Consider the following 15,948-nt stretch of genomic DNA (forward strand, 5'->3'; position numbering starts at 1 on the left):
TCTATCCACACCGTGAGTGATTACCCTCCATGTTTTTTGGGGAGATTTCCCTATGTTATAAACACGTTTAGAAAGTCGATAATTCTGCTGGCTACATGGCCAAGTGTTGATCTTGTAACGTGAACGATGTGCTTAATAGGGAGGACTGAGAGAAAGTGTAATAAAGAAGATTCCTGTAGATTAAAAGGGCCTCACATGACTTCTCACCAAGTCAAATTATTTGACAATTACTTAGCGAGACAGATTTTAAAATTTAGTATAGATGTGTCAGTAGCGATTGATGAATTGGGTGTAATACTTATGGCCAGTGAATCAGTCTCTCGAGTGTTTGGGTGGCAACCAGACGAAATCGTGGGAGAAAATATCCGTGTTTTTGCTTCTGAATCCCAGTTGAAACAGTTTGATCAGTTTTTAGCGCAATGCCTCGGTTCTGAAAATGAAAATTCGATTGGTCATGCACATCAATTCAAAGGAATCCATAAAGGAGGTTCCTACATTGCCTGTGAGATAACCGTATGGCGTGATGATGATTCTCATAGACAGAAACGTTATATATGTATTATCAGAGATATTACTGAGCATTTGAAATCAAAAAACAAATTAGGTGAGTACTTAGAGCGGCTCAAGCAATCTCGTAAACAACTCAAAAGAAAAATTCATGAACTTAAGTCAGCTCAGAAGGTTGTTGCACAGGCCAACCAGGCAAAAAGTGAATTTTTAGCAAACATGAGTCATGAAGTTCGCACTCCAATGACTGCTATCTTGGGGTATTCTGAAGCATTAAAAGAAAAACTTGATTCGAAAGATAATCTCGAGTTTATCGACATTATTCAAAAAAATGGATCACACCTTTTACAGGTGATTAACGATATTCTTGATATTTCAAAGATCGAGATGGGAAATTTTGAGATTATGAAAGTCGACTTTTCCCCGACGAAGATCTTGCAGGAAATCGTTGATGAATTCGAATCGCAAGCCTCACAAAAAGGTCTTAATCTCTACACAAGATATCATGATTTGATTCCTTCCTCAATTCAATCTGATCCATTGAGGATGAAGCAGGTTCTGATGAATCTAGTGAGCAATGCCATAAAATTTACTGAAGCTGGGAGCATTTATCTTGAGATTCGAATGTTAAGCCGATCTAAAAATGATAGGCTGTTGCAATATATCGTGACTGACACGGGGATTGGAATTCCTAAGGAAAAATTGAAATATATCTTCGAGCCTTTTGCTCAGGTTGATAGTTCCACTTCAAGGAATTATGGAGGGACAGGGGTAGGGCTGACTCTTAGTCATAAGCTCGTTCAATTACTAGGTGGAAATTTGTCTGTTCAATCAACTGTGAATCAAGGAAGTGTATTTACAGTTACCCTCAATGCAGACGAAAAAAATATTTCTACACAAAATAATATATCGAATCAAAAATTCTGCTCGCGTGGCACTGTTAGGAGAGTTGAATACAATCACGATAATAAAAACGTCTCCCAAGATGCGAAAGCTAAAATTCTACTAGTTGATGACACAAAAGAAATTCGAAAATTATTCAGTTATATGTTGAATAAAATGGGCTTGGAAGTTGTTACAGCATCAAACGGAAAAGAAGCGGTTGATTTGGTGCATGAAGCGACTATAAAAAAGGATTTTTATCATGTGATATTAATGGACATGCAAATGCCAGTGATGAACGGATACGAAGCAACGCAGTTACTCAGAGCTCAAAAGAATCAGATACCAATTATTGCTATTACAGCTCATACACTCGTTTCTGACAGAGAAAAATGTCTCGCCGCAGGCTGTACTGAATATCTAAGCAAGCCCATTAAATATGAAGTGCTGCGTGAAGTAGTGCATCGCTATTTACCGCAAAAAGCAGGAATAATACTTTCAAACTAAAGAGCAGGTGCCTGTCTTAACTGTTTTAAGATCTGGTTCTAATACTCACAGAGAAGCATGTTCTATTACGAACAAGGTCCATTTCTAGCTATGATCTATTCCTTTTTTGATTGAGATGCTGGTAGAGAAATGTAAAAAGTGGTACCTCTTCTTTTGTTCGGACTAAACCACATTTTTCCACCAGATGCTTCTATCAAAGAACGACTTAAAGACAGACCAATTCCAAGCCCTTCTTTTTTGCTTGTTGTAAATGGAGTGAAAAGCCGATCTACGAATTGAGCTGGAATACCTTCTCCCGTATCTGTAACAGAAATCAAAATCATAGAGTCGTCAGCAGATGAAAGCGTAATAGTTAAAACTCTTGGTAATCCTGTATCTTCCATTGCTTCAGCCGCATTTTTAAATAAATTCACGAGCACTTGCTCAATCTGAACACGATCCGCATAGACCGTAGCAAATTTTTTATCAGATGTGATCTTCACTTGGATTTGTCTTAAGCGTAATTCGTAATTGATTAACTGAAGTGCGCTTTGAATACTGGTATGTACGTTAAACAAAAATGGTTGTTGTTTTCGCTTTCCAGCTAATAATTTTAATCTGCGTACAATTTCGCCTGAACGCAACGATTGTGCTTCTATTTTACTTAGTAGTTCAGTTACGTCCTGACCCTTTTCTAATAAAATTTTCATAGAAGAACTATAGTTGGAAATTGCGGTCAGTGGTTGATTAAGCTCATGTGATATGCCCGCAGCCAGTTCTCCCATTACTGCCAAGCGTGAGGCGTGAGCAAGTTCATCACGGTACTCCTGTGCCATTCTATTTGCTTCATATCTTTCTGTCACATCTTGAACAGTCCCATACAGAAGCAGTGTCTCTCCATCTGTGTTTTTTTTCAGTGCAGCTTGCTCATACACATGCCGTACCTCTCCATCTGACCGAATGATTCGATGTTCAATACTGAATGGAGAGTCGTTTTGCAGAGTATTAGTGACAACCTGATTAACGAGTTCTCGATCATCTGGATGAACAATTTGAAGAAATGCTTCATAGTTAGGTTGAAACTGTGATTCATTTAAATCAAAAATACGATAAACTTCTTCTGACCACCACACAGTATCGTCTTGAACATTCCATTCCCAGCTTCCAACATGAGCTAGTCTTTGTGATTCAAAAAGTCGGGCGTGTGTATTTTTCGTTTGAATATCAATGTTTTTTTGATCATTGATATCTTGAATAACGACCACGATTTCATCATCAAGGTAGGGGTGAAGACGAGCTTGAAACCAGCGGTTTTGCTCATCGACTTTCAATCGATAATCGAAAGAAGTTGTTTGCTTGGTTTTACTGAGTTCCAGAATTGCCGCTTCAAATTTTTGAGCGACATGTTTAGGTGAAATGTCCTGTACTTTTTTATTAAGGAATTGTTCAGGCGACAGAATTAAATTTATGTTTTCGCCACTTTCGTAGCCTGCAATTGTACCATTATTTTTTATGTGAAAGATTAAGTCAGGAATTGCTTTGAGTATGGTTTGAAGCTGTTCATTTTTTTTAATGATTTCTTTTTCTGCGATCAAACGATCTGTAATATCAACTGCTGAGCTGATGATTTGTATGACTTTACCTTCAGCGTTATAGAGCGGGCTGAATGTGATATCAAGGCTCATCTTTTTTTCATCTGCCAATTTTACTTGTGTATCAAAACGGACTGTTTCTCCTGCTGTTGCTCGATGCATTGCTTGTTTTAATCGTTGTTGTACTTCAACAGAGTAGGACCACAAGTCGGTTTCCCAAAAAAAATTACCAATTATGTCTGATTTTTTTAGTTTTACTGCATCAAGTAGCGACTGATTGGCTTCAAGAATAATTCCATCAATTGAATAGACTCCAACAAAAATAATTAAAGTGTCAAGGATGTTGTGCCTTCGGCACAGCACTGCTTTCTGTTCATGCTCTATCTGTTTTTCTTCTGGGATATCCTGCTTGGAATTTGCATCGATTTGAAATGACTCTGAAATCTGATTCACTGAGTTGGTGTTCAATGAAGTTTGGGGAGAACCTGATTCTATAATGTCTATACCCAAGTAGAGATTTGCAACAACTTGGTTTGCATCATTGATGAGAGGTGTTGAATGCCACTCGAGTTCCCGATAGTTTACTTTGCTTTTATTTGCGGTAAGATTCTGTATTTCTGCGTTTAATGTTACATTGTCAAGTACTTGATTTGCAGAACCCGATAGCATTTTGAATTGATGATTTAACCAATCAAACTTTCGAGGGGGTTCTGTGATGGAAACTGCTAGAGAGCAGCTTTCAAAAAAAGATCGTAATTGAATCTGGAGCTCATTTTTGAACCGAGACTGTCGTAAAAAAATAATTCCACTCATTGCAGTTAGCCAGATCATGAACAGTGATATGGCGCGATTTTCCCAAGTGAACTGAGGAGCTTCGACTCCTAAATCTGGAAAAGTACGAGAGAGTGTGAGTGCCGAACAAATACTGGCAGTAAGTAAGAGTGCCCATTTTCGCTGGTAGCTAATGACAAGGACGATCACCACAGTATAGAAGATCGGGGTCGCTATATTTGATGATACATGGAAGTCCATGAGAAAAATAAGAAGTGTGAGAATTATGATTACACCAAGATGCCGGAAACTCTGTTGCTGTATGCGCATTAGCTATCCCTGTTTAATGAGCGAAGCAGAATGAATTTCATTCAAAGAAATTCATTTACATTTTTAGCTGGTCTGATTTTGGGGTATGCCTGAAGTACCAATCAGACTTTGGGACAGAGATATTTTATTATGCCTATTCTAGACCAATTGATAAACCCCGCATTTTTGAAAATAGGCGAAATTCTCTACCAGCGATCAGCTTTCTTTACAAAGCAAGACAACCAAAAATCTCGACGCGCATGGAATCACATGGCCGCGTCTGTTTGATTTTAGAGCTCGGCATCCGGTGGGCTAAGAATGAGTGCGTCACCACTGATGTATTTGAGGTCTTCAGGTTCTGGTAAATGAGCAGTTGATTCTCCAGGACACCATCTGTAGGGGGCAAGGTTGGTGGATCTCGAATTACGACTCCATATCCAGCCAGTATAGATCCAATCAGGTGCTTGGGAACTACAGAATGTGTTATGAGAGCAGACCGAATAGATAGGGGGCGAATCGATGTTAATCTTGTTTTGAATCATTCGATTATTTGTCATGCCAAAAACTTGTGATGGCAGAGATACATAACAGAAGAAAGCGAGTATGAAGATCAGCTTTGATCTAGCTTGTAAAAACATGAACTGTTCTTTCCTGAAACGATCATAGAATCTTTTATCTCTTCATTATATTTGTTCCGGAATGACAGAAAAACCGCAATTTGTACGTCGTACAAGTGTGAAAATCGCTTTAAATAGGGTTTTAAAAACGGGTAAGATTACACAGGAGCGTCTAATTCAACTATGATTAGCTTTGGAAAAAGAAGACCAGATTTCGGTCAGATGAGTGAGTCTAAGAAGAGGCATTGTAAATGCACTGTATATAGCCGAGGCGGGACTCGAACCCGCACGCCCTTTACGGACCCGGGATTTTAAGTCCCGTGCGTCTGCCAATTCCGCCACTCGGCCTAACAGTTAAGTGTTTATAATCAAATGTTTTATGGCTTGCAAGTGAAGGACACCTAAATTAATACTGCCAAAAACCCAAAGTGTTTTATCAGGATTAGCTTGCGGAGACACAATATAAACGAAAATTAATAGGTTTCATCGACAAGCCCACGAGCGCGACGTCGACGTCGGCGGCGGTGTAACCAGCGTTCGCCATCTTCTGCTTCGGAAAAGAAGGAGCCTGCCAGTAAGCGATAGAAGAATAAGAGAACGAACGCCCCACCTGTGGCGGCTAGAAAACCAACAGTACTGATTGGAGTGACTCGGGCACCGTCCCAGAAAAACATCAATGTGCCACATCCAACGACACTACCACCAATCCCCATTAGCAATGTACTCACAGCCCCACCTGGGTCTTTACCGGGCATAATGGCTTTCGCTGCTAAACCAACTAAAGTTCCGAATCCTACCCAGACTAACATTTCATTGATAGCCTCTTGTAGAATTTTGGTGGTGTTGTCATCAAACATTTTGACGGTCCTTCGTCGGTAAATGCTTATACAGATATGGTTTACAATTATTTGTTTGGTTTGGTAGGTCTATATTGAGAGAAGACGCGTTAATTAACCGGTTTTATCATTATCGTCAACCCCGGCCTAAAACTTGGGCTATGGATGATCGAATTAGCTTTGATTAAAGTTTATTTCTATTTTACAATCAGGCTCACTCGTATTTAACCTGAATCCTGACACGGACAGAAAAGAAAGTTTCTACTTACTTAAAGGAGTTACACAGTTACCCGCTAAGCCAATCATCGAGATGTTCTGCTACAAAAGTATCATCATTCAGGTGAGGATAGGCTTGATAAATTCTATCGATTTCTGCTGCCTGCCCAGGGCTGAGGTTTTCTTTGGGGTTTAAACACCAGATTCCTTCCAGCAGTCCCTGACGTCTGAGGATTTCATGAATGCCGGGTATACAACCCTGATAGCAATTGGCCACGTCAAACAACACGGCATTGCAGTCTGTGACTTCGGTATTGCGGTGGAGTATAGAGAGTGGAATCGCTGTTTCTGATGCGGCGACATGCTGACATTTTTTGAGAATTTCGACAGCCTTTTGTGTCCAGACAGCCCAGTGCCCAAGCAGCCCACCGACGATGCGACGTTCTATCAGTTTCCCTTCTACTTGAAAACGAAAAGGAGTGATTAGATCAAGAACAATGTTATCATCATTTCCTGTATATAAGGCGATATCTTCGCGTCCTGATTCTATGACTGCACGGATCACGTCAAGCGTATGATATCGATTAAAAGGTGCCATTTTGATCGCAGCGACATTTTCAATTTCACAAAATCGACGCCAGAAAGAATAAGGCAACAAGCGACCGCCTACATCTGGCTGTAGATAAAAACCAAAGACAGGCATGATTTCAGAGACTGCTTTGCAATGGTTGATCAGTTTGTTTTCATCTACGGATTTTAGCGCTGACAGGCTAAGCAGACCAAAGTGATAACCTGCATCTCTAGCAATAGCTGCTTCCCTGGTAGCCTGACTTGTTTCTCCACAGATGCCAGCGATACGTAACAGAGGAGCCACCCTAGTCTTGTCTGCACGATTCATTTCTTCTGCCGCAAGCTCTAAGACAGGTTGAAAGAGATCAATGCCCGGCTCTCGAATTTCAAATTGTGTCGTATGCACTCCGACAGCCAGTCCGCCAACTCCGCTGGCAATATAGTACCGCGAAAGAGCTCTTTGTCGGCGTTCATCAAGTTTGCGCGCAGATGTCAGAGCCAGTGGGTGTGCAGGGATTGCGGTTCCTTGCTGCAAAGTTCGTGTGGTAAGAGATGAGTTCACAATCCAGATTTCCTGCGTATCGAAGCGTAAGGAGTTTTGTTTCAAATTATTCTAAAATTTGCCACTGCGCGATTCGAAATGGGTAGGTTTGCCAAGCAAAGGGCGTTCGTGTTGTATCCAGTCTGCAATCCAACCAATAATTTGGTCGACTTCGACCAAGGGGTCGCCATAACGTTGGTGCCCGTATTGGCCGTTATTGAGTAAGGCGTCTTGCGATTCAGTTCCGTTAAACTGAGGGGGTTTGCCGAACAAACTTCCAAATCGTTCGCTGATTTCTCGGACACTAAGAATTTGCGGGCCGGCGACATTCAAAAAAGCAGGGGGGGATGTATCATCGGGCATCGAACAGAGCGTCATGGCATTGGCATCTCCTTGCCAGATCACGTTGACGTATCCCATTGAAATATCAATAGTTTTTTCCCGATAAACCTGTTGGGCAATATCGACGAGAACACCATAGCGACATTCGGTCGCGTAGTTCAGGCGAATGAGAGTCATGGGAATTTTGAGCGTGCGGCTGAAATGTTCAAACATTCGCTCACGCCCTAGACAGCTCATCGCATATTCACCGGTAGGATTAGGCTTGTCTGTTTCAATCGATCCATTCCCTGATGCATCCACAAGCCCGTAAACATTACCCGTTGAAAAGGCCGTAATCTGGCTATTCTGATATTTGTTACAGACGAGAGCAGGAAGATAGGTGTTCATGGCCCAAGTGAGCGGTTCATTGCCTGTCGCCCCAAATTTCATGCCTGCCATGTAAATTACATTAGGGACATCAGGTAAGCTGTTGATAAAATTGACGTCAAGCAAATCGCCTTTCAACGTTTCAATCCCCAAATCTTCTAAAGGTTGTCTGCTTGATTCATCTGAGAAACGACTCACACCGATGAGACGTCGTTGAATGCCTGCTTCCTGGTCTCCTCGAATGATCATCCGCGCCAACGTCGGTCCCATTTTTCCTGCAATTCCAAGTAAAATCAAATCACCTTTGGTTTGTTCCAGTGCTTTAATTACTTGAGGAGTAGGGCGACTTAGGAGTTCTTCTAGTTTTTGTACATTCTCAATCGTGTTTGGAAAGTCTTGCATGGTTCTATATCTAATGTAATGAAGTTAAGTCAGAATAAGGAACTTGAGTAATCGTTCAGATATCTCATTATTATGATAGTTTGGCGTTAGAATTGGAAATCAATCAAACTTTAATGAGGCGGTATCTCGCAAGCAAGAAGTTGATCCCAGTCAGGCAAGTCTGCCGAGTTTTCTGAGAAGTGGCTGGCAACAACTTTCCCTTTGTCAAAAACTAAGGCGGCACCCAGTTGTTGAATATCATTACCTGGAATTCCAGGTAAGTATCCAGAAAGGACCGTGGTTTTAAAGCCAGACCACCAGATAGCAGGTCCAATCGTCTCAGCCAAGTTGCCTCTTTTGACCTGAAACAGCTCATAGAGTTTTCGTTCCGGGTCGCTGAAAGTTTCTACGTTTTGCAGTTGATAACGGGCCAGTAATCTGTTGGCTTGTTCTTGATACATCATGTGGACGATTGCCAGTTTCAGATTGCGCTCTTCGATTTTTTGAGAAAGTGTCCGTAGTTGAGCCAGCACTTGCCTGCAAAAGGGACAACCTCCGTGTCTCAGAAAAACGATAAGGACGGGATGAGCTTCCGACAATTCGACTAACGTTTTTCCTTGAGCTGATGGGAAAGCGGCAAGCGCTTGTTTAAGAGAATTTTGATTCATAAATAACTCTTGAGCAGTATGATTCCATCTTTACGTAAAGTAGATGAAGATTTCTGATCTCATGCAAAAAAGTGCTTAGAGCAAAGGCTGCTTTAGCTTACCATAAAGCATGAGGATTTTCATGCTGGAAGTCCCTTATGTTTTGCACGGTAGTTTCAATCGTTTCGAGATCAGAATAAAACATCGCCGTTGGATCAATTTTTTTCTGTTCCAAAAAGTCGATATCCGATCGTAATGGTGGGATTTCCGCAGCCCGTGGTAGGATGACGAGCCAGATTAGACTTAGAGAGGAAGTCAATAATAGGAATATCACCCATTGACGTTTTGAACGGCCGAGTCTATGAGGCTTTTGGAAAAATCGCGATGGTTTCATGTTAAAAGACAAAAGATCAACTAATCATTCTGAGATTAAAAGAGTTCATGAATCACTTCGCCATGGTCGATGGCCACCGTTGGTCGACCAGAATGATCGAGAAAATGAATTTCAGGATCCATGCCTAGAGCACGATAGATGGTGTGATGAATGTTTCCTGGTCGTACTGGGCGATCGGCGGGAGAGTCTCCCAGTCGATTGGTAGAGCCAATGACTCGACCTCCTTTGACACCACCTCCACCTAAGAGACAAAACATGGAGTTTCCCCAGTGATCGCGACCGGGAGTCCCTTTACTTAGTGGAGGACCACCATTGCCGCCATTATTCATGCGCGGTGTACGGCTAAATTCTCCACAGAGTACGACAAGAACTTTATCACTTAATCCGCGTTGGGCGAGGTCTCCAAAGAGAGCGCTGACAGCTTGATCAACACGGGGTAAGTAACTTTCCATTCCACTTTGCAGGTTCCAGTGATGGTCCCAACCTCCAAAGTGGACAGTGACGAATGTGGTTCCTGCTTCCACCAGACGACGTGCCAGTAAGACACTTTGTCCCCAGGTATGACGGCCATATAGTTCCCGAATTTTTTCGTCTTCCGAATTCAGATCAAATGCTTTACGGGCTTTCTCACCAGTTACCAGCTCATAGGCCTTTTGATCCAGTCGATCCATCGATCCCAGCATACCTGACTGATCCACGTCTTTCCGGAGTTTGTCGAAACTCTTTAACAATGCTTTGCGGTCTTTCAGACGTTGGACTGATAATCCTTTTGCCAGGTTCAAATTTTTGACTTGGAAATTGTTGTTGTTTGGGTCTGAGCCCGTTTCAAAAGGGTTATGTTGAACTCCCAGGAAGTTTCCACCAAAGTAACCCGGTCGCAAACCAATACTCGAGGCATAGGGAACAGAAACATAAGCTGGCATCCCAGGATCTCGTGATCCTAGGACTTTTGTAGCCATAGAGGCGATAGAAGGGTTCTTTCCGGGAGTACTTCCCCCACTCACGCCACCACGACCGGTCAGCATCCAGTGTCCCCCTGTGAAATGATCACCAGTATTGTGGTGTAGAGATCGAACAATGGAAAACTTGTCAGCACATTTTGCCTGAAGGGGAAACATTTCCGTAATGTCCATACCAGGGACATTCGTATGGATCGGATTCCAGATTCCTCGATTTTCGCTGGGAGCTTCAGGTTTTAGGTCGTAAAGATCCATATGACTGGGGCCGCCATCTAACCAGAGCAGAATCACAGAAGTATCTTTGGCTTTAATTCCCTGTTGTTGGGAAGCTTCTTTGGCATGTAATATTTGAGAAAGGCTTGCCGAACCCATTCCTGCTACACCAATTTGCAGAAAATTACGTCGATTCAAACCATCGCAGTATTTTCCTGTTTTTCCAAATTCAAGACGGAACATGCTTAAGCATCCTTTGTGTAAATGATCCATAAAAGATGTTTTATGTGTTCATTTTATCGGTTAGAATGCCATTCCGTCAATAATGATGTGTCTGGAATTGAGACCTTTGTCAGGCATTTTTTTCAAATTAAAGCTCGTAATTAGATACACACAGGATGTTTCACTTTCCAATACTAAATCTGTCAACTGAAAATCACTCTAGGTTATAAAGTAGAACAGCTACTTTTCATTGCCTTCGATACAATACAGTCGAGTTCCAGTTCGAATGACGATTCTACCTGTCGCAGCTGCAACTCCATACACAATCGGATCACGAGCTTGTGTTCTTGAATTAGCTCGCTCTTCACGAAATGTTTTTTCCATCCAGGCGATTTCCTCTTTGTCTATGACTTGATCTTGATTGCGATCAACACGCATCATCATTGCTTTGAATCGTTCCGGAAGCTCTACTTTGGATATCAGACCATCATTGTTTTTATCGTTCTCAAGCAGCATTGCTCCAATGCCACCACCTCTACGTTGCTGCCCCCCTTTCTTTTTATGCTCGGTTTTCTTACCAGTATTTTCGACATAATTTTCAGGAGCAGGTGGATTTTTCTCAGCCCATAAACGATTTAAGGCAATCTCTTTGTATTGAGTTCCATTTTCCAATACCAACGTGCCACCATTTTTACCAAACAGATAGATCAAATTTCCAATGACAACGGGAGTTGCCCAACACGGTTCCTTTAAACGTTTGGCGAAATGCTGTTTCCCGGTATTAATATCCAGACAATACAGAACTCCCACTTTGTTTATTAAATAGACACACTCTCCTGAGATCACAGGACTCGTATAATCAGATACTGCTTTTTGAGCGCGCCATGAGATGCTAGGTTTTTCATGAATATGATTGAGATTAAGACACAAATTGGAACGACTTCCAGCTGATTGAGTTCCAAACTGTGGAATTCTAGCTCCAATGAAAAGCAATCCATCTACAAACGTTGGAGAAGGGACACTGTTTCCCCCCAAATCTCCCAGTCCCCAGAGCAGTTTACCATTTTGACTGTCATAGGCATCAACACGTCCATTAGAGCTGATTATGACTGCTTCAGTCTGATCCACCGTATTAGAAGCGACGATGGGGGAGGTCCATGACATGCCGGAAGGGCGATTGATTTTCCACTTGGTTTTTCCAGTATTTTTCTCAATCGCTATGAGATAAGAAGGCCCACTATGTTCTACATTGAGAAACAAAAGGTCTTTTGATTGGGCAGGTGAACTTCCCAAACCATGATGATTCTTGAATTTACCAAATTCATGTGAAAGGTTACGTTCCCACAAAATCTGTTTCGAGTGATCCAAGGCTAACAGGTCACCACTTTCATAAAATACATAAATTCCCGATTCATCTACCAGAGGAGTAGGAGCAGCACGTGCGACTCGATAATTGGATGCAGCTTTTTCGCCTGAGTTTTTCTCATGTTTCCAGATTTGGTTTCCTGTCTGTAGATCAAAACAATTTAAAACACATTGCTCTTTCATTTTTCCTTTGACAGAGGAAAGGTAAATCCGGTCGTCCCAAATTACGGGTGTACTTTGTCCATATCCTTCGACTTCTTTTTGCCAGGCAATTCCGGAAAGAGGCGACCAGTTAAGGGGGTATTTTATCTTAGATTCAGGTGCCTTAGAGACACCTCCATTTCGAAACGAAGTCCAACCTCCTGCATCTACATTGGAAAGCGGCAGCATTAAAAACAATATCCAGAATTTGTAATTATTCATTTTTCTTATCCAAATTAATTGTAGGTTTGAGGTGAATCGACACTCATATGTGCATATTTTGGCTATGAACAAATTTTAAAAGCGTTATTTAGCAATGATCCTAAATTCAAAAAGCATTGCTGGAGTCTTGTGTATTACGAGTTTATAGAACAGAGCTTTATTCGAATTGTTGAGACTTTCTGAGATTTGAAGCATTTCCAATAGTCTTATCTGAAAAAAAGATCAACTCGGATCGTTCTATTTCATACGATCTTGTTGTCCCATGACAATCAGTTTGGTAGGTGTACCAGAAACAGTAAAGGTGTAGATGGGTTCCAGGGTTTTCAGTGACAGAGCTTTAATTTTTCCGGCACCGGGTTCTGTCCAGAACGCATAGCGGCCCGCACGATCAAATTTGATATCATGATGTCCGTAATGACCTTCCACATTACTGGGACCAACTTTGATTTGTTTTCGTAATTTGGCATCTACAAAGTCCAGGTCGTTATCAGGATCCAGATCAATGATGCTCAGAAATTCGTCCTGCTCCAATTCTTTTGGATGATTATGAAATACAAACGCCAGTCGTTTTCCCCAGGCCGTTTTGATTACTTGTAATGCAACTGGTGAATTGCCTTCCAGCATATTTAAAGGAACAGAAATCACCTCTGGTTGATTTGATTTCGCATTCAACAGGCATAAACGGGCAGTACTACCCTTACCCGAGAGAAACAAAACATAATTCCGGTGAGTTGAAAAGGCACCCGTGCGATTTGGTTTTTTTGTTTCTTCATCTTTTCCCAAAGAGAGATGATGAATTTTTACATGCTTTTTGTTTTGAGGCAGGGGATTTAAGTCTGCTTCGCACCAGCAAATCCCATCAGCAGGAGCAAAGAAAACTTTTCCGGCACACGTTGTGGCACCATGGATTGCTCCTGAAGGCAATGCAAATGAATAGACAATTTCCTTGTTTCCTTCAGGACGAATACGCGTTACATCAATTATCCCTTTTTGCGGCCCTCCACCATCTATCCAGGAAGCATAGCCAGTTTTTCCCTCTACAACAGCCAAGGTAATGTGGTTACCACCTCCCCGATGAAAACCGGTTTTGATTTTCTGGGTTGGTTGATCTAAATAGGTTTGCGGGTCGAGTCTTGTGTACCCCGAAATCCGATCATTTGCCAGATAAAATACACCCTGATAACAGTATAAATGAGCTGGATTTCCCTGCTCGGTATCCAGCTGTGATGCGATCACTTTAGGATGTGCTTTATAGTACCAGTGTGAGTGGTCTCCATGAGATTCTTCTTTCACACCCGAATTGATAAAGATCCAGCCACTTTGATCTTCTCCTCCTTCAGAATCTCGAACTCCAAGTAGAATCGTTCCTGAACTACTTTCCATTTGAACTAGATTTTGATCTTCAGCGTCAAACTTGGGAAAACCTTCAATCACGGAAGGCGTCTCCATCCGCAGTGTATCACCAGAAATAACGTCGGCCCATTTTACTGTTTTCGTCTTATAGTCTTGAAAGAAGAGTCGGCAGACCGTCCGTTTTTTACGTTTCTTTGAAGCCGTTTTTTTGGTTTGTTTACCAGAGCTTGAATGATTCTTTTGATCTGCTGCCTGGAGAAAATCTGATTTAATGCCATTGATGAAAGCCAAAAAGCTCAATAGAAAGATCATATTAAACTTAAGTCGTAATGAATCCATGTCGTCCTCTTAAGGGGATATCTAACAAAATGAATTAAATGACAAGTGACAGTTTTGTGTAGTGAAAATGACTACGGCTTATTTTGATAAGGGTTTCCCTGCCCATCTTGCAGTTGAAATGCTCCATTTTCAAAATGCACACAAACCCAGATCGGCTCTGTGGCTGTTCCTCCGATCCAGTAAAAGCGACGGCGATTTTTTGTCCCGTGATAAACTGTTGGAGCACCTTTAAAAAGAGGGCTATCAATCATGCTGGGGTTCTTTTCATAATAGCGCGATAATAATTTCGTGTCCGATTTGCCAAGAGAGTCTTCCCGTTGCCAGTTTGTTCCATCGATCTCGAACACTTCAGGCGGATGAATCTCTATGGGAGTTGGTTCATTGGCAACGTTTCCTGAGCAGCTAGTTGCCATTCCGATTACTGTTGACAACAATACTGTTTTGCAAACTAGCATTTTAAAAGAATGGTTCATAAAAAAATTCATGGGTGTAATTGGATTCAAAAGTTCGTTTCAGAAAAAGCGTGCCTCTTTAAAATTCGCCAATCGTTTTTCCGTCAGCACGACTAAACAGGTTGCGTAGTGTTTCCAAATCAACGTTTTCGCCAAGAAAACGTACACTCCCGTCACATAACAGAATATTGGCTCCTCCCACGTGTAAACTACGCGCACCTGAAATGACTTCTCCATGATGAGCCACATCGGGGCTATTGGAATTTGGTGAAAAATAACCATGGACCAAACAGTGGTATCCGGTACTTCGTATCCAGGATCCTGCGCGTCTGCCTTCATAACTGCTTGCTGCAATAGCGTTGAGAGCGTCTGAAGTTGAAACACAGGGAGGGCCACCGCTGACACGTTTCATCTGTCGGTCAGGGTTAATTAAAGTTGTTGTATCTGGTCCTCGATCACCAAAGAGCGTTTCCGCCATGAAAATTGTATTGGTCAAACCGTCGGTGATGTCCCGAAAGCGGGTCGAGGAACCGCGCCAGAACAATCCGTCATTTTCACTCGAACAATACTCGGTATTTAATCCAGAGCCTCCGTTAACCATGTAATTCGTACCAGCCCAAATCGTTCCATTATCGTCAGTGTAGTGAACTTTTCCCGCATCACTGGGACACATGAAAATAGGCAGAGTTTGTTTAGCGACATCTACGAGATTGGGATTCAATGTTGGTGCCCAAGGGAGTCCAAATAACAAGGGTTCCCTGAAATCAATCAGGTTATGAAGATTTCCCTGGTCAATATAAGGCAGTAACTGGGCTGAAGGAGAATAGTTGTAGAGTGAAGAAGATGCCATAAGAGGCAGTCGGGAATGAGCGTCATAATAGTTGTGTAACGCCAGTCCCAATTGCTTGAGGTTGTTCTTACATTGTGTCCGCCGTGCGGCTTCTCGTGCCATTTGAACCGCTGGCAGTAATAGAGCGATTAAGATCGCAATAATTGCGATGACTACTAACAACTCAATCAGCGTAAATCCGCGTCGTTTTTGTTTCATGTTTCTTCTCCTATTTCAATGTGGATTAACGATCCGTTAATCAATAATGGCTTGTCAGTTTGAAAAAAATTGAGTTTCGTTATTACTCTTATAATTGATATATAGTAACATGTGATA

11 protein-coding genes and 1 tRNA gene are annotated in these 15,948 nt (G+C 41.9%); 1 reads left to right on the forward strand and 11 read right to left on the reverse strand.

Annotated elements, in window-relative coordinates:
* The first annotated feature begins 195 nt into the window (after positions 1–195).
* Positions 196–1,896: a response regulator gene (locus V144x_RS11640; protein ID WP_197998880.1), complete on the forward strand. Its 1,701-nt coding sequence runs from the start codon at positions 196–198 to the stop codon at positions 1,894–1,896.
* A 95-nt stretch (positions 1,897–1,991) separates the two neighbouring features.
* On the opposite strand, the gene V144x_RS11645 is transcribed toward V144x_RS11640, so the two are convergent.
* The 11 genes from V144x_RS11645 to V144x_RS11695 all read right to left on the reverse strand — a co-directional run bounded on the left by V144x_RS11645 (position 1,992) and on the right by V144x_RS11695 (position 15,831).
* On the reverse strand, positions 1,992–4,568 hold the full coding sequence (locus tag V144x_RS11645) for a PAS domain-containing sensor histidine kinase (protein WP_144985326.1): 2,577 nt from the start codon (positions 4,566–4,568) through the stop codon (positions 1,992–1,994).
* A gap of 859 nt (positions 4,569–5,427) precedes the next feature.
* Positions 5,428–5,512, reverse strand: a tRNA-Leu gene (locus tag V144x_RS11650).
* Between the two features lie 125 nt (positions 5,513–5,637).
* Positions 5,638–6,021: a GlsB/YeaQ/YmgE family stress response membrane protein gene (locus V144x_RS11655; protein WP_144985327.1), complete on the reverse strand. Its 384-nt coding sequence runs from the start codon at positions 6,019–6,021 to the stop codon at positions 5,638–5,640.
* A 265-nt stretch (positions 6,022–6,286) separates the two neighbouring features.
* On the reverse strand, positions 6,287–7,348 hold the full coding sequence (locus tag V144x_RS11660) for a dihydrodipicolinate synthase family protein (protein WP_144985328.1): 1,062 nt from the start codon (positions 7,346–7,348) through the stop codon (positions 6,287–6,289).
* A 51-nt stretch (positions 7,349–7,399) separates the two neighbouring features.
* Entirely contained in the window at positions 7,400–8,437 is a 1,038-nt protein-coding gene (locus V144x_RS11665) for an NAD-dependent epimerase/dehydratase family protein (RefSeq protein ID WP_144985329.1), read from the reverse strand.
* Between the two features lie 110 nt (positions 8,438–8,547).
* Positions 8,548–9,084 carry a SelL-related redox protein gene (locus V144x_RS11670; RefSeq protein ID WP_144985330.1) on the reverse strand — a complete coding sequence of 179 codons (537 nt, stop codon included), beginning with the start codon at positions 9,082–9,084 and terminating at the stop codon, positions 8,548–8,550.
* Between the two features lie 408 nt (positions 9,085–9,492).
* On the reverse strand, positions 9,493–10,872 hold the full coding sequence (locus V144x_RS11675) for a DUF1501 domain-containing protein (RefSeq protein WP_144985331.1): 1,380 nt from the start codon (positions 10,870–10,872) through the stop codon (positions 9,493–9,495).
* Between the two features lie 219 nt (positions 10,873–11,091).
* Positions 11,092–12,639, reverse strand: a complete 1,548-nt coding sequence (locus V144x_RS11680; RefSeq protein ID WP_144985332.1) for an outer membrane protein assembly factor BamB family protein — start codon at positions 12,637–12,639, stop codon at positions 11,092–11,094.
* A 237-nt stretch (positions 12,640–12,876) separates the two neighbouring features.
* Positions 12,877–14,331 (reverse strand): hypothetical protein, encoded by a 1,455-nt coding sequence (locus tag V144x_RS11685; RefSeq protein ID WP_144985333.1) that lies wholly within the window; start codon positions 14,329–14,331, stop codon positions 12,877–12,879.
* A gap of 71 nt (positions 14,332–14,402) precedes the next feature.
* The gene (locus tag V144x_RS11690) at positions 14,403–14,744 is read right to left on the reverse strand and encodes a hypothetical protein (protein ID WP_144985334.1); all 342 of its coding nucleotides are present in this window, start codon (positions 14,742–14,744) and stop codon (positions 14,403–14,405) included.
* A gap of 118 nt (positions 14,745–14,862) precedes the next feature.
* Positions 14,863–15,831 (reverse strand): DUF1559 domain-containing protein, encoded by a 969-nt coding sequence (locus V144x_RS11695; RefSeq protein WP_144985335.1) that lies wholly within the window; start codon positions 15,829–15,831, stop codon positions 14,863–14,865.
* Between the last annotated feature and the right edge of the window lie 117 nt (positions 15,832–15,948).

Source organism: Gimesia aquarii, from assembly GCF_007748195.1.
Lineage (GTDB): Bacteria > Planctomycetota > Planctomycetia > Planctomycetales > Planctomycetaceae > Gimesia > Gimesia aquarii.

Coding starts and splice junctions, on each gene's coding strand:
- V144x_RS11675 (WP_144985331.1), bottom strand. CDS start 10,872: ATGTTCCGTCTTGAATTTGGAAAAACAGGAAAATACTGCGATGGTTTG.
- V144x_RS11670 (WP_144985330.1), bottom strand. CDS start 9,084: ATGAATCAAAATTCTCTTAAACAAGCGCTTGCCGCTTTCCCATCAGCT.
- V144x_RS11685 (WP_144985333.1), bottom strand. CDS start 14,331: ATGGATTCATTACGACTTAAGTTTAATATGATCTTTCTATTGAGCTTT.
- V144x_RS11645 (WP_144985326.1), bottom strand. CDS start 4,568: ATGCGCATACAGCAACAGAGTTTCCGGCATCTTGGTGTAATCATAATT.
- V144x_RS11695 (WP_144985335.1), bottom strand. CDS start 15,831: ATGAAACAAAAACGACGCGGATTTACGCTGATTGAGTTGTTAGTAGTC.
- V144x_RS11665 (WP_144985329.1), bottom strand. CDS start 8,437: ATGCAAGACTTTCCAAACACGATTGAGAATGTACAAAAACTAGAAGAA.
- V144x_RS11680 (WP_144985332.1), bottom strand. CDS start 12,639: ATGAATAATTACAAATTCTGGATATTGTTTTTAATGCTGCCGCTTTCC.
- V144x_RS11655 (WP_144985327.1), bottom strand. CDS start 6,021: ATGTTTGATGACAACACCACCAAAATTCTACAAGAGGCTATCAATGAA.
- V144x_RS11640 (WP_197998880.1), top strand. CDS start 196: ATGACTTCTCACCAAGTCAAATTATTTGACAATTACTTAGCGAGACAG.
- V144x_RS11690 (WP_144985334.1), bottom strand. CDS start 14,744: ATGGCAACTAGCTGCTCAGGAAACGTTGCCAATGAACCAACTCCCATA.